We start from the raw sequence: 22,840 nt of genomic DNA on the forward strand, positions 1-22,840 counted from the left end.
TGTTCTCTGTTCTCTGTTCTCTTTTCTTTCTTCTAACCTCCAACCCTAGTCTTCTTGTTCAACCAATTCTGGAGAATCGAGTACTTTAAACTTTTCTAACTGTTCTTCTTCTCCTGTAAAATACGGAAAAACATCTACAATTGGAGACTCTGTGATAGAAGGAATGTTATAATCTCCCATGGTTTGCTCCATAGCTTTTGTAGTGTTATCAAAAGCTTCCTTTACATCGTTTGCCTGAACTAGCAAGTAGATATTTGTCTTTTTCTCTTTCCCACTTTCTTCATCAAGTGCTACTAAAGAAACCTTAGACTTAAACCAGCGGTCTGAATTTTCAAAAGGATGAACTTCTGAGAAATTGGCTACTTTAATATTCATAATCCTAAAATCTTCCTCAGTAAACGTTTTCATCTCTTCGGTAATTCTAGCTTCTGCTTCCGTATAAGAAACTGCATCAAGCAGATATGTATCAGTTGTTACTTTTTGCTCTCCTGTTTCGTGTGTTTTTTTGTATTTCACCTTACATTCATACCAAGTTACGCTCATAATATTTTTTTTAAAACCCCAAAAATATCATTTATAACTCCACCGACTTAAAAAAAATAGAATAGATATTCACAATTGTCATTTCGGAATTCAGAATTATGAATTAGGAATTAACAACATCAAAAATTATAGGAAAAAGAACTATAAAGTTATGGTGTAAAGTTAAGAGTTTTGAGTTCAGAGTTCAGAGTGCAGAGTGCAGAATTGCGGGTTGCTAGGTGAAAGGTGATAAATGTAGGAAACTATTGACAATTATGAATTTTTAATAAATTGTAACAATTTCTTAAAGAAAAAGTTCTGTGACATGTTTCCTGCTTCTTGATTCTTTTTCCTAAAACAATTACAAACTACTCTCTACAAACTATCCTTCCTAAAGTCTCTACTCTCTGTTCTATACTCTTAATCGTTTTGTCTTGCGTCTTGGCTCTTGACTCTTGGCTCCTAGATATTTGCTCTCCTTTCTCTTTTCTCTTTTTTCTTTTCTCTGTTCTCTTTTCTCTGTTCTATACTCTCTGTTCTATACTCTTGCTCATTATGTCTTGCCTCTTGGTTCTTGGTTCTAGCTTCTTGATTCTAGACTCTTGGCTCTCTTGTCTTTTGTCTCTGTTCTCTTGTCTCTGTTCTGTTCTTTTCTCTCTTCTCTCTGTTCTTTATTTTTTTTCCTAAAATTTACCTAAAACTTTGAATTATAAGCTATTTTCTGTGGAATTGGCATTTCAAACCTATAGTTTTGTTCACTTATTGAAATAATTGTAAAAACAAATTTATGAGTCAAGTACAAGGAAATGAAACCGTAAAACTTCATTACACAGGAAAATTAAACAACGGACAAGTGTTTGATAGTTCGCTACAGCGTGAGCCTTTAGAGGTTAAGCTTGGGGAAGGCCGTTTAATCCCTGGTTTTGAAAAGGGGTTGGTGGATATGAAAGTGAATGAGAAGAAAACCATCACCATCCCAAAAGAGGAAGCTTACGGGGATGTTCAAAAAGAGCTTTTCCAAAAAATACCTAATGAAAATCTACCGCAAGAAATAAAGCCAGAAGTTGGTATGGGGTTAGTATCTAAAAACCCTGATGGATCTGAGCGTCAACTTCGCGTTGCCGATGTAAAAGACGATTTTATTATCGTTGATGCCAACCATCCACTTGCAGGACAAGATTTAACTTTCGAACTAGAATTACTTGAGATTAAGTAATCATTTAGATATTTATAGTTTAAAAAAGACTGCCATTATGGTGGTCTTTTTTTTGGTGTAAACGGAACCACTACTAAGGGGAATCACAGTCAAGAGTCAAGATTAAAGGGAAACAGGAATCTAGAAACAAGATTCTAGAGACTAGAGAGTAGAGAGTAGAAGTTAGACTGAAGGAAATAAAAAATAGATGCGGTGTTGTAAATTAAAACAATGTTACTGAATTATAACTTTTACTGGCTATTTAAAAAAGCGATTTATTTTATTAGTGAATAAGTTCTATTGTAAATAAAATTAACAACAACCGAAGCTACTAAACACCATAAAACCAACCATGTGAAAATTATTAGAGGATATTGTGGTGCGTAAATTATATCTTTAAAATATGTTATATAAAAGAACATATGTATCAACCACAAATTAGTAGCGTGTGGAGTAAAGAAATCCAGACTTTTATCTACAGACTTTCCAAACTTGATTTGTAGAAACAGAAAAATAAATCCCAAAGCTGTAAAGGGTGCTACTATAAAATTTGGAATCAACCCGTGAAATACTATCAAAACAATTATCCCTAAAATAGCAACTAAGGTAGGCCATTTAAATTTATTGAAAACTTCTAAAACTTTCTTATGCCATTGATATTTCAGGGCAAAACTCCCTAACATAAATTGGAAAAGCGTACAAAAGTATAAGGCTGATTGAGTATGCGCCCAGTGAAGTATAGGATTTTGGAAAATATTACTATTATATATTCTAAAATAAAATGCGACGATGTATATAATAAGTAGTAAGCCCAAATAAAAATAAGGATTTACTTTATCCAACAATTTAAACCAAAACTTTGAAGTAAAGACAAATAATATATAAATGGTAAAAAACCACCAAGCCCCATTATAACTACCTTTTAACCCTGTAAAGTTTAAGGCGAATTTTTGCAAACTCCCTGGATAGCCATCTGTACCCATAATCCACCCCAATAAAACCGCAAATAGCAAAAGTATTATCCAATACCTAAAATAAAGCTTTTTTGTCCTTTCTATATTTTTTTCAAAATATAGGTTCTTATTATTTAAATAACTATAATACAGTCCATAACCAGATACAAAGGCGAATATAGGCACACAAGCATCGGAGAATAAAGAAATGTAATAACTTAAAGGTTGACTGCCTATAAAAATTAGGGGGTGAAACAGTCCTTTGTAATCAGTATTAAATAAATGCAAAAACAGCATCATCAATATTGCAATGGATTTTAGCTGATTGGATTTTTGGATGCTAATTTGCATTAAAGAAACGTATTAATTATTTGAAATCAAGTTATTAATCATTGCATCGAAACGCTTAATTGTTTCTGTATTTTCCTTAGGTTCTTTTTTCAGATTATCCTGAATGGTATTATATAATTTTTTGTCATTCATTATGTCAATAATACCATCCGCCACGGATTCTGGATTCATTGCTGTTATAATACCATTTTTTTTATGCTTTATTTGTAAGCCTACAGTGTCAAAATTGGTAGTTACTATGGGAAGGTTTAACATCCTAGCTTCTGCTATTGTACGCCCATACCCTTCGTGACGGGAAGTTTGAACATATAAATCTGCTACTTTAAAAAAAGGATAAGGGTTATCGGTAGAGCCTAATAATGAAACATCATTTTGAAGTTCATTGTTCTTTATAAATGATTCCATTTCACTTTTAAAAGCTCCTTCGCCAATGATATACCAATGAAAATTAACACCATGTTCTTTTAAAACTTTGCATGTTTCAATAGTGATATCCATTCCTTTCATTCCCTCATCTAAACGACCAACGGTTAAAATATTAAATTTGTTATGATAAAATTCCGGCTTATATAAACGCGCCATTTGAAAAATAGATTTACTATCAATAATATTAGAAATAACAATAAAGTTTGATTTTAAATCTGGAAAATAATTGATCATATGATCTTTAGTACCTTCAGATATTGCAACAATGTAGTCGTATTTAGAATAATATAATCTTTGAAACTCAATATTATTTTTAGTGAATTGCATATTTGCATTTACCCATGTTACTTTCTTTGTTGCTTTAACTTTATCCATGACATAGAAGGTAGGAACACCTTGCGCGAAAGCTATAGCGACATCATACTTTTTGCTTTGAATACTAAACGTATTTTGAACTGACTCCCAATAGAGTTTTGCTATTTCAGAGTGATTTCGTGTTCTCTTTCGTAAACCTAATGAGTACGTGAGTTTCGCTTTTATAAACTTGAAATTTAAGGACTTGAAATTTTGAATAAAAGGCCTGCTTACAAAATCATTATAAGGTAAAACGGGTAAAACATTCACATAATTAGGTAAAAAGCCCTCTAACTCCCCCCCGTAACGAAATAACTGCAAATCAATTTCATATAATTCAGAGTCTAAATTAGTTAGTAAAGCAATTAAGCTTTTTTCACTTCCGGCCAAAGTTAATGACTCTATAACGAATAGGAGTTTTATCTTTTGTCCCATAACTATAAATTCAGATCGAAATGTTTTTTACTTTCCTCTTGTAAAATCATAATTTGTTTCTCACTCAGTTCGAGGAAATTTACATCTCTCCAACTCGCAATTGTGTCTAGAAATAAGAATGGTGCTTTAAACTGTAAATCTCTTAATAAATTTTCTGTTTTATCCCCATAAATGACAGGAATAACCGGAATTTGGAACTTAAAGGCCAAGATAACCGCATGAAAACGAGCCGCCACAAAAGCACTACATTCTCCTATGTTTCTTATATAAGATGATATGTCAGATGTATAGTTATAAATTTCAATTTGAGGAGCCACTTCTGCAATTTGTTCCGCCACTTTTAAATCACCTTCAGGTTTACAAAAGCTAAACAATCTCACCTTATAACCTTCTTCAATATACTTCATACACATTTTTTTATGCTCACTTATGTAATTATGATAAGTGTTTTTATACTGTTCCTTATGTCTAGGGTCTATAACGGAAATCCCAATAATCTTTTTATTCTTAGAGACTTCGGGCAAGTCATACGACCAAAGCAAATCAGGTGCATAATATATCCTATCTAATTGAGAGAATAATTTATATGATTTTAGATCTCTAAAAACAATCTTATCAATTTTTTGAAAAAGACTCTTATGCGCATCAATAAATTCCGAACTCTTATAAGGACCAAAATTACATCCACTAAAAAACACTTTTTTATTTTGAGATTTAAAAGCTTTTGTTATTTGATAACGATACTCATACACTTCTTTCCAGTAAGGTTCTTCTCTAAAGATACCGCCACCCAAAAACAACAAGCCGTCGTACTTTTTGCTTAAGTGATGGTAATCTATCAACTTATTTTTACCCAAGCGCGCAGCAATTTTATCTATAATCGTATAAGGAAATTGTTTAATATTTTTATAATTTTCGAAAAATAAAGTATAGTTTTTTCCTGGGTGGAAAGGCACAAAATCCAGATCAGGAAAAGAATGCGATAAATGGTCTAAAAAAAGATCATCCCCTAAGTTATGTGCTAAATATATATCTACTAAAATTGTTTTTTTAGCCATTTTTAATCCGATTTAAAAATTTATAAACGTTTACTATTGTAAAAGAGATAAGATAATTACCATTAAAAATATTCTTCAGAATTAGGTTATTGACCTTATTTTGCTGTAAAAATTTTGGATCAAAAGAAGAATTTTTTTCTACTAAAAATTCTGCAATTTTATAAAATTCTTTTTTTGAATAGGAGTTATCTTTTAAAAGTTGAACCATAAAAGAATACTTCCTTTTACTTTTAATAGCTTCCAAATCCAAAAAATTTAGATCTTCACTATACTTATCTATTTCTTGAAATAAAGTTTCAAGATTAGCGTATTTTTCAATATTCAACTTTCCACTTAGTCCGCCATCATCTAAACGATTGTAATAATAAATAGAGTCAGGAATAATAAAAACTTTATCGATAAAGCGAGAATATTCTAAAACAGCTAGCAAATCTTCTGAGAGCCTTAATTTAGGATGGAGTTCGATGTTATTGTTTTGAAAAATACTCTTTTTAAATAGTTTTCCCCAGAGTACCCCACTTACTCCGGTGAATAGATTTGATTGATAAGTTTTTCTATCAATATTTTGATTGAACTGGTCTTCACTAAAATCATGTAATTTTAAACCTTGTGGAAATTTTGAATTAACTTCGTAATAACCTGCACAAACTAAATCAGTGTCATAGGTTAGCATTGGTTGAACTAATTTATCAAGATAATCAGGGCTAACCCAATCATCCGAATCTATAAATGTGAGGTATGAGCCATTAGCTTCTGTAATACCCTTATTCCTAGCTATAGAGGGCCCAGAATTAATTTGATTAAAACAACGAATCCGGTTATCCTTTTGTCGATAATTATTGATAATTGAGTCTGATGCATCCTTAGAGCCATCATTTATTAAAATCAACTCCCAATTAGTATAAGATTGCATAAGCACTGACTCAATCATGGTAGATAAATACTTTTCAGCATTATAAACTGGAGCTATTATAGAAATTGATGTATTACTCACCATTTAAATGAAACAGTATTTAAATTTTATATTTTTTTATTATTAATCTGTTCAAGCACTTTATCAACCATCCAAGCTGAGTAATTCCCAATTTCACCATCGATCCAATTTAAATTCTCATCCCAATAACCAGGACATTTTTCATAAGCACTTGTAGAATAAGCATAACTAATCTCAATAATAACAGGATTGTTATTCCCATCAAAAACAATATCATAAGCCACACTATTCATTTTCAATTTTTTTGCGACCTCTAATGCAAGTTTTAAAATAGATTTATCAACATCATTGTTTAAAAAATCCATATTGCCACTTCCAGAGGCTCTAAAATCATCCTTTCTATTGTAACGCTTTAATCCGAATATCCTTTCTTGATTGACTACGACTAACCGTAAATCATAATCATTGTTAGGCATAAATTCTTGAAAATACACATAATCCTTTTCAATATGATCAACAAGACTTTTATTTATTGGCTTCAAAAGATGATAAAAACTTTTTATCAACTTCCAAATTGATTTATGCTGTCGATAACTAGAAATTCTTTCTTCAAATAGATATTTTCTCTGATTAAATAATACATGTCCTTTCCCAAAAGATTTACGTATTATTTTTTCTGCTTCTGTCTTTGAGTATATCAATTTCACATTACTAGAACCTGCTCCTCCAGTAAGCTTGAACACTTTTGGCCACGTTGTATTTGAAGCCCAATTCATTGCATCTTCTTGATCATAGAAAACATATGAAGATATTAAAGGAGCACCTACGGCTTCTAATAAATATTTTTGGCCTATTTTATCGTCGTAATGCCAATTTTCAAATACTGACGGAAAACAAACCTTTCCTGAATGTTCTACAGCTGTTAATAATCTTTTAGCAAGTTGATAATCTTTTTTGCTTAAATGATCATAGTGCCACATAAATGCATCACAATCCCTAAGTTGATCTATGACATCATTTTGATATACATCAATAAGTTTATATACAATATTGCTCCTTTCACAATATTTAATCCACCTTGTTGCAAATCCTTTTGGAATACTTTGTATACCGATTTTCATTGTCCCTATTTAATAACTTTATAATAATTAAAACTTTTTTCTGTAAATTATATATTACTAATTAATATTATCTTTTTATTCGATTTAATATTTCTTTCTCTTCCACATTCATAACAACGAAATAATTGACAACCAAATAGACCACAGTGAATAATGTAACCTGCCAACTTAAATCAATCCAAGAACTTATTTTCCAATAATTTTTTACAAATAAAAAAATTATGGTAACTGGCAGGGCTCCAAATATCAATGGTTGTAAAATTGTCTTTTTAATAAAATTGATAAAATTAAAACCAAATATTTTATTATAATACCAAGTCATTATCGCACTATTTAATAACATTGCTATAAATAGTGGGTATATCACACCTTGAAAATGATATTCCGGAACTAAATATATACCCATAAATACAGCAAAAGTCACGGTTATAATACTTATTATAGATTTAAATCTATTCTTTTTTTTTGCTTCTAAGATAGAGTTTCCAAAACTCTGCATTAATGGTAATGTCATCGCGATCATAATAAGAAAAGCAATTTCATATGCTGATAAATAACTCTCCCCTACCCACAATATTATAAATTCTCTGCCATAAACATAAAAGCCTGTAAGTACTAAGAATAAAATAAACCCATTAAGCCTACCGATTTTTTGCATGGCAAAATTATAGGATTTTTCATCGTTTTCATTTACACTCATCCGAGTTGCTTTTGGTAATAGTAATGTATTTATTGCACCTGCAAAAGCACCGTAATATCCACCTAACATAATCCCGACACCAAAAATTGCTACAGATATAGTATCAGAAGATATTCCCAAAATTACTTGTCCTGCATTCCATTGTAAGCGTAAAATTAAAGCTAGTATAAATACCCAAATTGAATAGGAAAAGATATCCTTAATCAGTTTGGTACGCCAGGCATGCATTTTAAAACGCACCTTTAACACTTTAATTACATAATAAATACTTATCCCAATTATAACAACATTTAAAATAGTATCTATCCAAACTAAGGTCAAGGCATAAGGAAAATAAAGTAACAAAGTGAAAATTAAAGCCCCTCTACTAATATATTTTAATATTAATAATAGCCTAGGAAACACGAAGTGCTCATAAGCGTTACAAATAGCAGTAAAAGCCCCTCCCGGAAGTGTTATAGCTAAATTGAAAATTAAAATTAAGAACATTTTTCTAGCTTTTACTATTTCATCTGCTTTTAATGAGTCTTTAAAAATGAAATCTATATTAAAATATATCACTAAACCTATAGCAATAATAACCATAGATATACCTGCATAAATTAACATGGTTGTTGCTAAAAAATTTTCTTCCCCTTCTATGTCTTTTTCAGCTTGATATTTTGATACGTAACGGACTATAGCATTATTCAATCCTAAATCTAGGATACTGATATATCCAATTATAGAACCTATTAATAGATACAATCCATATTCTGAATTCCCTAAAGAACGAATAATAAAAGGTGTTAACATTAAACCTATAACATTCGTTAATCCAATATTTACATATGATAAAATAGCACCTTTTTTCAATTGGCTCATTAAGATTATGAATTAAAAGTTTAATAAAAAAAAATCTAAATTTAAAAACCCGTATTTTATTACTAAGGCCAGATAATTTGTGAACAGTAAGTTAGAAATAAATTTAATTATATAGAATAGCCTCTGAATGATGATTTTTAATTTGCAAATATATGTAAGTAGTTTTCCGTTTATGAATATTTAATAAGAAAACATAGCTGTTTAACATTCAACAATTGAAACTTTAAATTTAATACTATAAAATATAAGTAAATACTTATAATATTTAGTTCCACTACACTTTTTAAGGACTTAAGCTATGTATTAAGAGAAAGTTTTTATTTTATTAAAATTAGACTTAAAAACACAGTAATAATCTTTTATTTTTTGTTCTTGTTTAGGGGGTAACTGCATATAATCCCCGTAAAAATGCTCAAGATATTCTTTATAGTTTTCGGGAACTCTTATGCTAATACCTTCAAACTCTACAATTACACCTTTGCCATAAACTTTTTTAGAAACAAATTCTTTCTCTCCATAACCGCCAGAAATATTAACTGTTGTTTCTGAGGTGTCAAAAGGATATAAAGCACATAAATTTTCAATTTTCCTTAACAAACTTTTCTTTGAAACAAATAGCATAAAAAATGCCCGTAAATAAACTACTAGCTTTTCTTTTAAACTGATTTCTTTAAACGAAAAATATCCTTCTTTTAAGTTTTTATAGCGCAATATATAAGACAAATAATTTGCTTTCTTTTTAAATTCCTGTTGTTCTTTTTTATCCTGAGGAGCACCTACAATACGATAAACATCGACATGTAAGAGTTTAGTAGAATATCCCCTCAACCCTATTCGAGGATAAATATTTACATAGCTCTTGTTTACGTCATAAAAATTTAAATAGAATTTATCTGATAACTCTGCTCTTACAACCTTTATGAAGTTTGGAAGCTGACTTTCGGGTACTGCAATATCAACGTCAGTATCCCAAGGGATAGGACCTTTGTGTCGCACAGCTCCTAAGAGACTTCCATAGGCCAAGTAATAATTAATATTATGGCGCTCACAAATTTCAGAAACTTCCCTTAACATTTCAGTTTCCAATGCTTGAAGTTCTTTTATGCTTAACTTCATTTTTTACTTAATTTTAAAACTTCATTCATTACTCTTTGGCTTGAATTTCCGTCATTATACTTATGAAAGATCCTTTTGAATTTTTTATAACTTTCAATGTAAATTGAATTTGTTGTCCATGTTTCATTTTTGATTTTTTCAAGTAAATCATCTTCATCAAAGATAAACGGTTGCGGTAAAACCTCCTCTAAATTATAATAAATTGAACGACAGTTATTTTTATAATTCTCTAAATCAAAAGCATATATAAGTATCGGTTTTCCTGTTAATGTAAAATCGGTAGTGATACTACTGTAATCTGAGATTAATAAATCTGTAATTAACAACAACTCTTGTGGATCTGCAATAATTTTTGAAAGATCTTTAATATTTGCAAGGTTCTTTGGAACATCTAGATATTTATCCCAAGGATGTTTTTTAACGATAAAAATTTCATTATTCTTTTCTAAATGTTTTTGAAGTAAATACCAAAATTCTTCAGAAAATGGACTTGTTGTTTTGAAATCTCTAAATGTTGGTGCATAACTTATAATTTTAGAATATTTCTTTAAATTATATTTTAATTTAATTTCTTCAAAATAAGAGGAGGATGAGAAAAATACATCGTTTCTAGGCGACCCCGTAATTACAATATTTGGGGATTTAAAAGACTCTTGTTTTTTCTTAAAATCATTTTCCGAGGATGTAATCAACAATACATACTTTTTATAAAACTTCGATAATATTCTTTTTGCATTTTGATTAACATTATCATTGAGTAGCGCTATATTTTTAAAACCAACCCCATGCCATAATTGAATAACATAAACTTTAGCGTCTCTTAAAATAGTAGTTCTCGAGGCATCTATAAAAATAAACTCTGATCGCAATAAACTCCAGGAAAAAGCGGAAAACAAAGCACTTGACTTTACCCCAATTTCTTTAAGTTCTTTTCGAACGTTTTTATTATTACTAATTACAACAATATCAATATCTTTATGGTTTTCAATTAAATAAAAAATCATAGCTCTTAGATTTCCAGAAAACTTTGTAGTGTCATGTAATGGGTAAAAGGCGTAATAATTCTTTCTTTTTGGGATTATATATGATAAAATATTGAAAAACCACAGTGACACATTATAAAATGCTTCTGATAATAAAATCTTAACTTGATACATTTAAATAATTTCTCTATTAATAAAGTTCAAAATGCAAATTCAATACTTTCCGTTCGCATTAAATAAAACATTTAACCAAAATAATCGATTAGATAAGTAATCATTTTGCTTTTTACTCATTTAATAAACTTTTGAGTTTTGTTGTAGATATCCCTTCAGTTCTTGGCAGGTATAGCACCTCACAATGTTCTTTTAAAAAATCAAATTTCCCCTTCCAATCATCTCCCATTACAAATAAATCTACATCATAATTTTTTATGTCATCAATTTTTTGATCCCAACTTTCTTCTGGGATTACTAAATCTACATAGCGCAAAACTTCCAACAAATGCTTTCGTTTCTCGTAAGACATTACACATTCTTTTTCCTTTATTATATTAAAATCATCAGTTGACAAGCCTACAATGATTTTATCTCCTAAATTTCTGACACGTCTTAATAGTTCCAAATGACCAAAATGTAACAAGTCAAAAGTGCCGTAGGTTATTACTGTCTTATAATTCCGTTTAAAAACCTTTTGAAAATCAAGTTTATTGCTGTCCCTACTTGGCTCTACTAAAAGCGTCTGTACATAATTGAAAAGTGGCAACTTACTTTTAATATCAGCGGAAAGGAATTTGTCTACTATGTTTAGTGTATTTATACCTTCCAACACAACGGAATTATAGGAAAGTGATTGGTTGTAAAACCCCTTACCTATTAATAAGCCAAGCGTTCGGTTTCGGCTTAAATCACTCAACCCAGTAAGGGCTATATCCCCTATTCCACAACTTAAAAATATTGTCTCATCTAAACCACCCATGGAGCGCATTATGGTTTTTATTTCTTCAATTACTTTTGTTAAAATTAAAAACCTAGTATTAAGCGAATTAAATTGAGCATCCATATTACCTAATGCAATTGCATAAATATTCTTTAACGCACTTAATAATTCGACTCCACGAATATCATTGGTATAGTCTAAAAAAATATTTGTCCCTTCAAGAACTTTAAGCATAACATCTAACTGTTTTCTTCGTTCAAAACCAAGGGTAAATAGCGTAGGCATACTATTCATCATTTCAGTACTAAATGATGCACCTTTCATAGTAATAACATTAGCATACTCTAAATAACTTTTAATAATTTCAACTATAGTATTCCCATTAGGTAATAAACCTTTCGACATATTCACTATTAGGCAATTTTCAGATAAATGACTCTTTAAGTTTTGTAATACATTAGGAATCTCTTTTGTAGGAATTGCGATAAACAATACATCTGTGTCATTCAACACATTAAAACTTGTAGTGGCTTTTATATTTGTAGATAAAACACGTTTATAAAAATAAAGGGAATTAATATTTTGGGAATTAATTTCATCTCTAGTTTTCTCATTCCTAAGTAAAAGCACAATCTCGCTTTTGGAATTTTGTGCTAATTGATTAGCCAAAGCTGTTCCAAAAGCCCCCCCACCTATAATTGTAACTTTCATAATGATTTTATTAAAAATTAGCTTAATTTTTATTCAAAAATATACTTTTCTTATTTTAATTGTATTTTATAGTCTCTAGAATCAACAACTTAAATTTTTTGAATATTAATAAATTGTGAATTTTATTTGATATGTTTAAACCTAAAATGGTTTAGGATATTTATTAATTAATTTCTTATAGAGTACTTCACCTAAAATATATCTAAGCCAAAATAATTTAGCATAGTAATCTAATTTAAGCGGTAGTTCTTTCCTAAAATTAAAGAAAGTTTTCAATACTGTTTGTCTATTATTATTATCAAGGAAATAAAAAAGAAATCTATAAAGCCATCTTCGTTTTCTAGTTTGAATAATACTATTATACTTTAAATTAGTATATTCATTAAACAAATCAAAGCATCTAAAGTGATCATTTAACCTCTTTAAATTTAACTTTAAAACTTCATTTTCATTCCCAAAAGCTTTTTCATTATACGAGCCTTTATTACCTCTTTGATATACTGCCATAGGAGGGCCCGCTAAGTAACCAATACTACCTTTGTCTGCGCAGGTAAGCAACAATGGATAATCACCATATGGAGCCTTGTAAATCCATTCTGGAGCCGGGTCGAGAACAGAGATCCGAAATAATATCGTTACTGTTCGAGCATAAACACTCTCTATTGCTTTTTTTCCAGAAATTATTTTATTGGTTGTTACTTCAGCACCAATTTTTGGGCCAATCGAAATTGAACTATCAGGCTTTACTTTCATAGTCTGATATGCGTGGTAACACAATGTACATTCTGGGTTAAAATTCATAAAGTCAACTTGCTTCTGTAACTTTAAAGCATCTGTCCAATAATCATCACCTTCACATAATGCAATATACTTTCCACTTGCCCCTTGTACCGTTCTGATGTAATTTTTCGTCATTCCTAAATTTTTATCAGAACTTAATATTTTAATAATTCCAGGAAATTTTTTAGCATAATTTTCAACTATTTCTCTTGTACCATCTGTACTGGCGTCTTCCCCAATAATAAGCTCAAATGGAAAATTTGTCTTTTGCATTAGTACACCTTCTATTGCTTTATGAATATTGTCTTTATGATTATAAGTAATCATAACCACACTAACCAGTGCTTTTGTTGGCAAGTCTTTCATTTATTTCTGTTTGTGATTATTACAAATGTATTATTTGTTTATACATACTTATTATTTTAAAGGTGACACTCTTTTAAGTGTTTAATAAATATAGGTTTTCTCTATTATATATTTAAATTGAATATTGATATTTATATATATTAACATCAAATTTCAGATAAAATTAAATTACATATATTCTCTACATCTTCTAAATTTAGATCGAAATAAATAGGAAGGCATAAACACCTTTTAGAAATATCTTCAGTAATTGGTAAAATAACTGGATCTAAATATGGTAGTGAAGATGATAATGATGGATAAAAATAACGCCTGGTATATATATTGTTTTGCTCTAGGCGCTCTTTTACATGAAGCAATTGTTTCTCTGAACTGAAAACGACTGGAAAATAACAGTTATTTTTTGAAGCGCTATTGTTCCAAACCTGAAATTCTAATTTATTCTTGAGCTTTCGTTCATATATCTTGGCTATTTCTCTTCTTTTCTTTAAAATGTCATCGACATACTTCAGATTTACTAATCCTAACGCAGCGTGAAATTCTGAATTTTTAGCATTCGTACCTATTGAAGCAAATCCCTGATCCTCCTGAAGTCCGTGATTCCTGATATAGCCAAGTGCTTTTAAAATTTCAGCATCATTCGCTATTATCAGACCACCTTCCCCTGTGTGATAAAACTTTGTTGCATGCAAGCTACAGGTCGAAATATCTCCATATTTAAATATAGAATTATTTTTAAATTTCACCCCAAATGAATGTGCAGCATCATAAATAATCTTTAGTTTATGCTTAACTGCAATCTCCTGAATAGCCTCCACATCGCAGGGATTACCAAATATATGAGTTGCCAGAATAGCTGTAGTTTTTTCAGTAATTGCAGCTTCAATTAAACTAGGGTCAATGTTTAAACTACCTTTTTCTATATCGACAAAAACTGGAGTACACCCTTCCCACATAATACTATTAGACGTAGCCACAAATGAAAACGGAGTAGTTATAATTTCACCCTTTAATCCCAAGACCTTAATTGCCATATGTAATGCAATAGTACCGTTTGAGACAAACATTAAGTTTTCAACATCTAAATGAGTTTGAAGTTTTTGTTCCAATTCCACAGCAAATGGCCCCATATTTGTCAACCATTGATTATCCCATATTTTTTTAATATAAACCTCGTACTCCTTCCGTGGAGCCATAAATGGTTTGGTAACTAATATCTTTTTCATTCTTATAAATTATTTCACCTTAATAGTTTAATAACACAACTCTAACTGAAACGGTGATAATCAAATATTGTATTAAATAAAAACTATTGTATCGATAAGTTCTTATAACTCTTGTAATTCTACCATTTTTCGAAACCTAACTTGTTTCTGTATTAAATTATCAAAAGAATCAATATCAATAATTTGGCCTTTATCCATAAACACTATTCTATCAGTATTCTTTATCGTTGAAAGACGGTGGGCAACAATTAATAAAGTATATTTCCCATGTAAGGCTTCAATACTAGTTTGAATAGCCTTTTCAGTTTCAGAATCTAATGCAGAAGTTGCTTCGTCTAAAATCAATAAATCAATGTCTTTGTAAAGCTCTCTAGCAATAGAAACCCTTTGTCGCTGTCCGCCACTTAAATTGATTCCGTTATTACCTAAGATAGTATTCTCCCTTTCATCCAATTCTATCATAAAATCATTTAAAGATGCCTTTCGAACACTGTCATTAAATCTAAGAATATTTTCAGGTGTTTTTGGTGCCCAAAATGTTATATTGTTATAAAGGCTGTCATCAAAAATTACTGGATCTTGACTTACATAACCAATACGTTTTTGGTAGGATTTAGAATCGAATTCCGTTAAGGAAAAACCTTCTATTTTTATACTACCTCTGTCTGGGTGTAGAAGCCCTGTTATTAAACTTATAAGCGTAGTTTTACCACTACCGCTTTCTCCGACAAAAGCAATGCTTTCATTTCTTGAAATTTGAAGATTTATATTTTTTAATATTAGTTTTGAACCATATGAAAAATTTAGATTCTCAATAGAAATTCCACTTTCAAAAGAGTTAAAAGGAATTTCACCGTCTTCGAATTGATGCTGCTTAAGAGATTCGGAAAATGAATCTATATTTTCTAAGGAACCTGAAACTTTGAGAAATGTATTCCACTGCGCTTGTAAATTAATTAAGGAAGTTAATGCTCTAAAGAAAAATAGCAAACTGACCATTGCAGTGCTCAATGTACCTCCAAAAAAATGAAACTGTACCCACATAACGATTGCCAGAACAACGATAATAGACGGCTCAACAACTGCGCCACCTATACTTGAGAGCATTCCTAGACGTTTCCGAGAATCTTCAATAGAAACAATAGATTCTTCGAGTTTTTTAGAGAATTTGTCGACCATTCCTGTAGAACGTAAATATTTGAAATGCGCTACATGCTGAATAATTTGACCTTGAAAAACGTGATTCTGATTAGTTAAATTTTGCGAAGCCTTTCTCGTGCGACTATAGACTAATTTGAATAAAAAATGTGAAATAACCCCAAAAACGATTACTAAAAGAGCAAATCCTGAATTTATAAGAAATGCAAAACCAAGATACACCAAAGCCATCAAGGCATTTCGAAGCGTTCCAAAATAGGTGGTAAAGGCATTTGAAACTCGATCTACCTCTCCGCTTAAGGTATTTTGAATTCGACCAGAATCAGATAACATGAATTGCTTGAAACTAATGCGATTTAACCCCCTGAGTAAATAAAACCGAATTTTTCTAATAAAATACTGCTGTAAAATGATAAAGTAGATACTGCTGAAGTATTTCGCAATTCCTTTTAAAATAAAGAAGACCAGCATTACAAGAATAATCTTTGTAAGGCTTAAACTAATACCTATATTCTGAATGGTTTCTACAAGAAAACCTATTTTCCCCATAGACGATGAATCAATCCCACCTTCCTGATTAAGCACTTGCAATAAAGGAATAAACATGGAAAGCCCTAAAGCATCCAAAAGACTAATTACAACACTTAATAATAAAATTAAATAAATTTTATTACCAAGATGGTTGTAGAAAAAGGAAAAAACTGATGAATATTCCTTAAATATTCCTTTAGATTTACTCATGTCTATAGAAAATAAATTGATTTTAAAATTATAGTACTCATGTTATTGAATTCCATTATTTTATTTATTGAAAATTAGATTTACTGCTTTACCTTTAAGAATTTTTAATTGAAGAGGTATTAAACTTTTATACAACCTATTTCGCTCCTTTTTAGTTTTAAGAATAGGTTTAATATCCTTATAAACTTTTCTTGCTGTTACAATTTTCGCTTTAAGTTCGGGTGTTTGAATTTTTGATGAAGGCATCAACCCAGAAACCCTAAGATTAATAACCTTGTACGATAACTCTAAATATTGCTCTCTTATAAATTTATTTTTATCCTTTTCATAGATCTCTTTAAAGATATAATAATGTGCTAACAACAATTCCTGAGGTGACCTTCCACTATATACTCCGCCATTATGCCGATTATACCCTGCTAATATTTCTTTACTATAATATCCCTTTTTAGTTTTTAAAATATGATAAAAGAGATGAACGTCAAATGGGGATTCGTAATCTTCTAGAACCTTAGCTTTATCCGACAAGTTTTTGATAAGAGCTGTTGAAGGTCTTACAAACCAATGTTTTATTAAGTCTCCTAAATCAAAATAGAAACCTTTATCATCTTCTTTTTCTGCAGAAACTATACCCTCCTTAACAATCGGTTTTATACCTTCTTCAGTAACTAAGTTATAGGCGCTACAAATCATGGAATAATCAGGATTGTTTTCTAAAAAAGTTACTTGTTTTTGAAGTTTATCATTACCAATCCAATAATCGTCTCCCTCGCAAAGTGCTATATATCTACCTTTAGCCCTTGGGTAGTTAAATCTCAAATTAATACCACTTGCTTTTTTTGACCATTGATTTTCAGTTTGTAAAATTGGTTTTACAATATCTGGATATTTCTGTTGAAATTCTTTAATTATGGCCTGTGTACCATCGGTAGAGGCATCATCATGAATTAAAATTTCAAAACTAAAATCGCAAATTTGGTTTACTAAGCTTTCAAGGCATTTACGAATATACTGCTCATGATTATAAGTGATACACAATATAGAAACTAACGGATGGTTCATATTTCTCTAATCAAATAAGTGGATGTTTCACCTATATTTTTTATATAAAACCCTATTTTTTTGTATACATATATTAGAATCTGATTATCGTTACGAACTTCGGTATGTATACTTTTAATAGGAGTTTTGTTAGATTCAACTTTAATGTGAAGTGCCTTTGCAAAATCTAAACCCATATTAAGCGTTTCTGTTGAAATCTCTGAATATTTACCTTCTAAAAATTTTATTAACCCCACAATTATATTCATCCCTTGGCCACGATATTCCTTTTCAATACTGAAGTTGGTTATAAAAAGAAACTTATTATCTAAATTGAAGTAACTAGCCATTAGTCCGATTAATTGGTTTTCATTGAAATATTCTAAGCGAACTGCACTATTTGCTAATTTCTTTGAATAACTATCTATATCGACATAAGTATGTAATGCTGGTTTAAAGTCTTTATCTACTCGCCAAAGATGTTCTTTTATTTGCTGTTCAGTAGATTTATTAAAGGTATATGTAAGAGATATCATGGATTTATTATTTCAAAATGTTTTAAATACTCACGTACTTGAGAAACATCGTTAAACATACAAACATCCATAATTGATAGAAAGGGTATAAAATCATTTTCAAATTGCGAATACTCTATTTGACTTGTTCTAAAGAAGAGTAATTGCAAATTTTCTTTTTGAAAACTTTCTGAGTCATATAGGTGCTTCCCTCCAAAGGAATTTATATAGTGAGTTGCTTGTAATGCTTTACAAACTCCTATAACCTTATCCTGTGCCCTCAATAAGTGGACATCCTTCCCCAATTTTGAAAATACTTTAATAGGAGTTTCAATTTTTAAGTAATCTTTTATACAATATACACTATTAAGAATGTAATCGAATAGATTACGTTCTTTACAAAATATAATTTCCTGAACTACTGGAAAAAAATCATTAAAGTAAGGAGCTTTTGAATAATTAGCTTCTATACGCCTCAATAATCTACCTGCTTCTTTATCGAAATTGTCGGCTAAATAACGCTGATCTACATCTAAAAAATCGGAATCTTTCTTTATTGGCAACGTAAAAAATGCATCTTTTCCATTTTGAAGCATACGGTTTCGGCGAATCCAACTGGCTTTCGAAAACTCTATGTTATCGTAAATTACGAATTCATCTACCATTTCCATCAATTGAAAATACCCTATATATGGTAAAAAATAGGGTTGCATAATTCCAATTTTCTTCATTTATATTTTACTTATAGTTTTATTAGAATCTTTTTCCTTAATTAATTTAATAAAAATGGCATCTATAAAGAAAACCTTACAAATAATTAAATTTCATTTAACTTATATTATGAGAGGTAAACTTTAGGGATAGTTCCTAATTCATCCATTAATTGCTGATTGGTTATTTTCCATTCCTGTTGCATCCTTTTTATAATATCATCTGACGGAGCACGGAGCTTATAAAAATCCTCAAATGGTTGTTGCGGTATACGTCTCATCTTATTCAGAGCCAAACGTTTCGTTAATATATTTTCAAATATTTCTTCACTGCTATAACCTGATTCCAAACGTTCTAAACTAGTTCTATTAAGATGATTTAAATATGGAAATAACACATGTTCACCCATCCCCCTCCGAAATTCCTGATTGACATGTAATAAATTGGCCTGTTCCTGTTTTGTTAGCGATGGATTATCATTCCAAATTGGCAAATTTTTATTTGTAATCCCCAAAAGCTGTGAAATGCTCTCATTAATTTCAATTTCAGGATTACTTTTCCAAGTTTCAAAAAACTGCAAATGAATATTCGTATCGCCAAAACTTTGTTTTAGAAAATCATATACTTGAGGGTAGTTTAGAAGCTCCCAAAAATTTCGGTCTCTGTAACTCCAAACCCACTGAATAAAATTGGAAAAAGTTTCAGGATATCCCATCCTCAAAAATTCACCGTATAATGATTTTAAAAACCCAAGCTGTTCTCGAATCACCAATAAAATATGAATTTCATAGCCTTCAAATAATAATTTGATTCGCTCTGTAATTGTCTCAAAATCTAAAGATGAAAATGGGAAAACCAGCGTTTCTAATGAAAAAACAGTTATTTGATTCGTGCTATTAACAAATTCATCTACTATGTTTTTGGCTTCCTTAGAATTACGGTCAAAAAATGGTTTGTTAGCATGCTGCAATAAGCTCTGAAAAACAAATTCTAAACCGTTATTAGCATAGCTAAGATGATCTCCTACACCCATTCCTCCATATGTAATTTCCGGATGTTTTTCAAAGAAAGCCTTTTGAAGACTGGTGGAAAAACACTTCGGGTAACCCATATGGATCCATACTTTTTTCATAGTTTCAATTTTGAATTATAGTGAAATTGTAGGATTTATCCTGCTCGCTCAAAATAAAGTGCAACAAGCGAATCCTTTCAAGTTTATAATTATAAAAATTTCAGTTTCGAAGAATCAAAACTTTGCTTTTCAGTAGCTTTGTTTAAGTAAACTGAAGCGGGAGCTGTACTCTTAGATATTGTACATCCCATTCCGACAACAGTATAATCTCCTAATGTTATATTTGGACCAATTATAGACCCTAAGCCTATAAATACATTTTTACCCACATTTATATTACCTCCTAAAATACTTCCAGAAATAAAAGTGTTATCATCAATAGTACAATGATGTCCAATATGTGAATCGATAATTATTACATTATTACCTATAGAAATAAATGCAGAAATGAGAGTAGAGGGCCCAATAAATACGTTTTCACCAACAGTATAGCTAGAAAGCTTATGTTCGGAACAACATATACAATTTACAAATTTATAACCTTTACTTTTAATTTCTATAAATAGTTCTTCACGTATACGATTAAGATTTTGGGGACCTATAGCTATAAACATTTTGAATTTATCAGTAGGATAAATTTCTGTTATGTTCTCAAAGGGAACGACAGGCAAGTCTGCTAATGTAGATTTATCTAAAAACTCTTTTTTTACAGTAAATGCAACCACTTCATACTGTCCATTTTGCTTCATATAAAAAGCAGTTAGTTCAGCATGACGGCCGGTACCATAAATTACAACTTTATCCATAGGCTTATCAGCTTATTGTTAATTAATAAGAATTACTGGGGAGAAAGTCGGTTTTGTTATCAGCAAATATAAGATAAAAGAGTCTATTTAATTTTAAAACCAATATTAATTAATAGTTCTTTAAGTTTTATATGCAAGTAACTACCTCAAAACTAATTTACATATTATAAACCAATTAAATCCAATATAGATAACCACCTAAATAAACTCTAAGTCTCCCCACTCATCATTCACCACTACCCTCTCACCACTCACCACTCACCACTCCCCACTCACCACTCCCCACTCACCATCTACAAGCTATTCTCTTCTTCATCCAATTCAACTATTTTTTTCAACACCCTCAATCTAAAAAACCACTGATAAATCTTATCTTTGAGTTTTTAGAACACAAATAAAAAACTATGATTTTTATAGAAAATGAGGATGTAACCAATCCACGCCTAAACCTAGCTTTAGAAGAATATATTTTGCGAAATTTTAGTGCAGAAAACGATTATTTATTGTTTTATATAAACGAGCCTTCTATAATTATAGGACGTAATCAAAACACCTTAGAAGAAATTAACCATGAATATGTAGAGCAAAATAATCTTCATGTTGTAAGAAGAGTTTCTGGTGGTGGTGCGGTATATCACGATTTTGGAAATCTTAACTTTAGTTTTATCACCAATCACGACGTAAAAAGTTTAAACAATTTTAAAAAATTTACAGCCCCCGTAATTAAGGTTTTAAATAACTTAGGACTAAATGCTGAACTGAAAGGGCGTAATGATATATTAATAGACGAGAAAAAGATATCTGGCACTGCCCAGTTTTCTACAGGGAAGAGAATGGTGAGCCACGGTACGCTACTTTTTGATACAGATTTAGGAGAAGTAGTAAATGCCCTTAATGTAAAAATGAGCAAAATCCAGTCTAAAGGTCACAAATCAGTTAGAAGTCGAGTTGCTAATATCTCAGAGTTTTTAAATGAACCACTCACTATAGAAGCATTTAGAACACTACTTCTTGAAGGCCTTTATGAAGAAAGTGAGCCCTTTGAAACCTACCGCCTAACGCAAGATGAGTGGAAAGGTGTACACCAATTGAAAGAAGAAAAGTATGACACTTGGGATTGGAATTATGGGCGTTCTCCAAAGTTTAATATTCAACGCAACAAACGCTTCGCAGTTGGAGAAATAGATTTGCGAATTTTTGTTGATAAAGGGCTTATCAAGGAATTTAAAGTATATGGGGATTTCTTTGGAAAAGAACCTGTAGAAACTTTAGAAAACCTATTATTAGAAACCCGATACGAAAAAGAAAACATCACAGAAATTCTTAAAGACATTAACCTAAAAGAATATTTTGGAGACATCGATGAAGAAGAGTTTATAAACCTCGTTTATGGGGATGATGAGTAGATTTTGAGAGAAAAAGGAAAAGAGAGTAAAGAGTAGAGAAAATAGAAGGAAGAGGAAATTATGAATTTACTTTATTAGAGCAGAGTTAGGTTTTAAAAGTTATGAGTGCGGAGTTATGAGTTATGAGTTAGGAGTTCAGAGTTAATAATTGTGAATTATGAATGCAGAGTTAATAATTATGAATGCAGAATGCAGAATGCGGAATTATGAGGTTACTTTATTAGTTATGAGTTCAGAGTTTGGAGTTAGGAGTTAGGAGTTAGGAGTTAGGAGTTAAGAGTTAAGAGTTAAGAGTTAAGAGTTAAAAATTATGAATTAAGAATGCAGAATTAATAATTATGAATGCAGAATTCAGAGC

The 22,840-nt window shown here is 30.5% G+C and carries 20 protein-coding genes; 2 read left to right on the forward strand and 18 right to left on the reverse strand.

Annotated elements, in window-relative coordinates:
• Positions 1-45: 45 nt before the first annotated feature.
• Positions 46-543, reverse strand: coding sequence for a DUF4494 domain-containing protein (locus tag G3A46_RS10455; RefSeq protein WP_165149582.1), 498 nt, complete (start codon positions 541-543; stop codon positions 46-48).
• A gap of 766 nt (positions 544-1,309) precedes the next feature.
• Here G3A46_RS10455 and G3A46_RS10460 point away from each other — a divergent pair.
• On the forward strand, positions 1,310-1,738 hold the full coding sequence (locus tag G3A46_RS10460) for a peptidylprolyl isomerase (protein WP_139856295.1): 429 nt from the start codon (positions 1,310-1,312) through the stop codon (positions 1,736-1,738).
• A gap of 254 nt (positions 1,739-1,992) precedes the next feature.
• On the opposite strand, the gene G3A46_RS10465 is transcribed toward G3A46_RS10460, so the two are convergent.
• The 17 genes from G3A46_RS10465 to G3A46_RS10545 all read right to left on the reverse strand — a co-directional run bounded on the left by G3A46_RS10465 (position 1,993) and on the right by G3A46_RS10545 (position 21,076).
• Positions 1,993-3,021 (reverse strand): acyltransferase, encoded by a 1,029-nt coding sequence (locus G3A46_RS10465; RefSeq protein ID WP_165149584.1) that lies wholly within the window; start codon positions 3,019-3,021, stop codon positions 1,993-1,995.
• A gap of 12 nt (positions 3,022-3,033) precedes the next feature.
• Positions 3,034-4,236, reverse strand: a complete 1,203-nt coding sequence (locus G3A46_RS10470) for a glycosyltransferase (RefSeq protein WP_165149586.1) — start codon at positions 4,234-4,236, stop codon at positions 3,034-3,036.
• A gap of 2 nt (positions 4,237-4,238) precedes the next feature.
• Positions 4,239-5,294 carry a polysaccharide pyruvyl transferase family protein gene (locus tag G3A46_RS10475; RefSeq protein WP_165149588.1) on the reverse strand — a complete coding sequence of 352 codons (1,056 nt, stop codon included), beginning with the start codon at positions 5,292-5,294 and terminating at the stop codon, positions 4,239-4,241.
• Positions 5,287-6,291 (reverse strand): glycosyltransferase family 2 protein, encoded by a 1,005-nt coding sequence (locus G3A46_RS10480; protein ID WP_165149590.1) that lies wholly within the window; start codon positions 6,289-6,291, stop codon positions 5,287-5,289. Before G3A46_RS10480 ends, G3A46_RS10475 begins: the two co-directional genes overlap by 8 nt.
• Before the next feature lie 23 nt (positions 6,292-6,314).
• On the reverse strand, positions 6,315-7,349 hold the full coding sequence (locus G3A46_RS10485) for a hypothetical protein (protein WP_165149592.1): 1,035 nt from the start codon (positions 7,347-7,349) through the stop codon (positions 6,315-6,317).
• A gap of 67 nt (positions 7,350-7,416) precedes the next feature.
• The gene (locus G3A46_RS10490) at positions 7,417-8,913 is read right to left on the reverse strand and encodes an oligosaccharide flippase family protein (protein ID WP_165149594.1); all 1,497 of its coding nucleotides are present in this window, start codon (positions 8,911-8,913) and stop codon (positions 7,417-7,419) included.
• A 303-nt stretch (positions 8,914-9,216) separates the two neighbouring features.
• A complete protein-coding gene (locus G3A46_RS10495) occupies positions 9,217-10,029 on the reverse strand; it encodes a LicD family protein (RefSeq protein WP_165149596.1) in 813 nt (270 codons plus the stop codon).
• Positions 10,026-11,186, reverse strand: a complete 1,161-nt coding sequence (locus G3A46_RS10500; RefSeq protein ID WP_165149598.1) for a CDP-glycerol glycerophosphotransferase family protein — start codon at positions 11,184-11,186, stop codon at positions 10,026-10,028. Before G3A46_RS10500 ends, G3A46_RS10495 begins: the two co-directional genes overlap by 4 nt.
• A 112-nt stretch (positions 11,187-11,298) precedes the next feature.
• Positions 11,299-12,660, reverse strand: coding sequence for a glycerol-3-phosphate cytidylyltransferase (tagD, locus tag G3A46_RS14365; protein WP_165149600.1), 1,362 nt, complete (start codon positions 12,658-12,660; stop codon positions 11,299-11,301).
• Between the two features lie 141 nt (positions 12,661-12,801).
• Complete coding sequence (locus G3A46_RS10510; protein ID WP_165149602.1) at positions 12,802-13,806, reverse strand: glycosyltransferase; 1,005 nt, start codon at positions 13,804-13,806, stop codon at positions 12,802-12,804.
• A 146-nt stretch (positions 13,807-13,952) separates the two neighbouring features.
• Positions 13,953-15,032, reverse strand: coding sequence for a DegT/DnrJ/EryC1/StrS family aminotransferase (locus G3A46_RS10515; protein WP_165149604.1), 1,080 nt, complete (start codon positions 15,030-15,032; stop codon positions 13,953-13,955).
• 102 nt (positions 15,033-15,134) lie between these two features.
• Positions 15,135-16,931 (reverse strand): ABC transporter ATP-binding protein, encoded by a 1,797-nt coding sequence (locus G3A46_RS10520; protein ID WP_206736005.1) that lies wholly within the window; start codon positions 16,929-16,931, stop codon positions 15,135-15,137.
• Between the two features lie 60 nt (positions 16,932-16,991).
• On the reverse strand, positions 16,992-17,993 hold the full coding sequence (locus G3A46_RS10525; RefSeq protein ID WP_165149606.1) for a glycosyltransferase: 1,002 nt from the start codon (positions 17,991-17,993) through the stop codon (positions 16,992-16,994).
• Entirely contained in the window at positions 17,990-18,508 is a 519-nt protein-coding gene (locus G3A46_RS10530) for a GNAT family N-acetyltransferase (protein ID WP_165149608.1), read from the reverse strand. Before G3A46_RS10530 ends, G3A46_RS10525 begins: the two co-directional genes overlap by 4 nt.
• Entirely contained in the window at positions 18,505-19,218 is a 714-nt protein-coding gene (locus G3A46_RS10535) for a WbqC family protein (protein ID WP_165149610.1), read from the reverse strand. Before G3A46_RS10535 ends, G3A46_RS10530 begins: the two co-directional genes overlap by 4 nt.
• Positions 19,219-19,325: 107 nt before the next feature.
• The gene (locus tag G3A46_RS10540; protein ID WP_165149612.1) at positions 19,326-20,330 is read right to left on the reverse strand and encodes a hypothetical protein; all 1,005 of its coding nucleotides are present in this window, start codon (positions 20,328-20,330) and stop codon (positions 19,326-19,328) included.
• 89 nt (positions 20,331-20,419) lie between these two features.
• Entirely contained in the window at positions 20,420-21,076 is a 657-nt protein-coding gene (locus tag G3A46_RS10545; protein ID WP_165149614.1) for an acetyltransferase, read from the reverse strand.
• 404 nt (positions 21,077-21,480) lie between these two features.
• Between G3A46_RS10545 and G3A46_RS10550 the strand changes: the two genes are divergently transcribed.
• Positions 21,481-22,482 carry a lipoate--protein ligase gene (locus tag G3A46_RS10550; protein ID WP_165149616.1) on the forward strand — a complete coding sequence of 334 codons (1,002 nt, stop codon included), beginning with the start codon at positions 21,481-21,483 and terminating at the stop codon, positions 22,480-22,482.
• The last annotated feature ends 358 nt before the right edge of the window (positions 22,483-22,840 follow it).

Origin of the sequence: Aequorivita sp. KMM 9714 (assembly GCF_011065475.1) — a bacterium.
Lineage (GTDB): Bacteria > Bacteroidota > Bacteroidia > Flavobacteriales > Flavobacteriaceae > Aequorivita > Aequorivita sinensis.

What these genes read in the sequence shown, in the direction of transcription:
- G3A46_RS10500 (WP_165149598.1), bottom strand. Translation starts at nt 11,186, where the DNA reads ATGTATCAAGTTAAGATTTTATTATCAGAAGCATTTTATAATGTGTCA.
- G3A46_RS10510 (WP_165149602.1), bottom strand. Translation starts at nt 13,806, where the DNA reads ATGAAAGACTTGCCAACAAAAGCACTGGTTAGTGTGGTTATGATTACT.
- G3A46_RS10530 (WP_165149608.1), bottom strand. Translation starts at nt 18,508, where the DNA reads ATGATATCTCTTACATATACCTTTAATAAATCTACTGAACAGCAAATA.
- G3A46_RS10535 (WP_165149610.1), bottom strand. Translation starts at nt 19,218, where the DNA reads ATGAAGAAAATTGGAATTATGCAACCCTATTTTTTACCATATATAGGG.
- G3A46_RS10515 (WP_165149604.1), bottom strand. Translation starts at nt 15,032, where the DNA reads ATGAAAAAGATATTAGTTACCAAACCATTTATGGCTCCACGGAAGGAG.
- G3A46_RS10550 (WP_165149616.1), top strand. Translation starts at nt 21,481, where the DNA reads ATGATTTTTATAGAAAATGAGGATGTAACCAATCCACGCCTAAACCTA.
- G3A46_RS10470 (WP_165149586.1), bottom strand. Translation starts at nt 4,236, where the DNA reads ATGGGACAAAAGATAAAACTCCTATTCGTTATAGAGTCATTAACTTTG.
- G3A46_RS10495 (WP_165149596.1), bottom strand. Translation starts at nt 10,029, where the DNA reads ATGAAGTTAAGCATAAAAGAACTTCAAGCATTGGAAACTGAAATGTTA.
- G3A46_RS10540 (WP_165149612.1), bottom strand. Translation starts at nt 20,330, where the DNA reads ATGAAAAAAGTATGGATCCATATGGGTTACCCGAAGTGTTTTTCCACC.
- G3A46_RS10545 (WP_165149614.1), bottom strand. Translation starts at nt 21,076, where the DNA reads ATGGATAAAGTTGTAATTTATGGTACCGGCCGTCATGCTGAACTAACT.
- G3A46_RS10465 (WP_165149584.1), bottom strand. Translation starts at nt 3,021, where the DNA reads ATGCAAATTAGCATCCAAAAATCCAATCAGCTAAAATCCATTGCAATA.
- G3A46_RS10490 (WP_165149594.1), bottom strand. Translation starts at nt 8,913, where the DNA reads ATGAGCCAATTGAAAAAAGGTGCTATTTTATCATATGTAAATATTGGA.
- G3A46_RS10455 (WP_165149582.1), bottom strand. Translation starts at nt 543, where the DNA reads ATGAGCGTAACTTGGTATGAATGTAAGGTGAAATACAAAAAAACACAC.
- G3A46_RS10525 (WP_165149606.1), bottom strand. Translation starts at nt 17,993, where the DNA reads ATGAACCATCCGTTAGTTTCTATATTGTGTATCACTTATAATCATGAG.
- G3A46_RS10475 (WP_165149588.1), bottom strand. Translation starts at nt 5,294, where the DNA reads ATGGCTAAAAAAACAATTTTAGTAGATATATATTTAGCACATAACTTA.
- G3A46_RS10520 (WP_206736005.1), bottom strand. Translation starts at nt 16,931, where the DNA reads ATGAGTAAATCTAAAGGAATATTTAAGGAATATTCATCAGTTTTTTCC.
- tagD (WP_165149600.1), bottom strand. Translation starts at nt 12,660, where the DNA reads ATGAAAGTTACAATTATAGGTGGGGGGGCTTTTGGAACAGCTTTGGCT.
- G3A46_RS10480 (WP_165149590.1), bottom strand. Translation starts at nt 6,291, where the DNA reads ATGGTGAGTAATACATCAATTTCTATAATAGCTCCAGTTTATAATGCT.
- G3A46_RS10485 (WP_165149592.1), bottom strand. Translation starts at nt 7,349, where the DNA reads ATGAAAATCGGTATACAAAGTATTCCAAAAGGATTTGCAACAAGGTGG.
- G3A46_RS10460 (WP_139856295.1), top strand. Translation starts at nt 1,310, where the DNA reads ATGAGTCAAGTACAAGGAAATGAAACCGTAAAACTTCATTACACAGGA.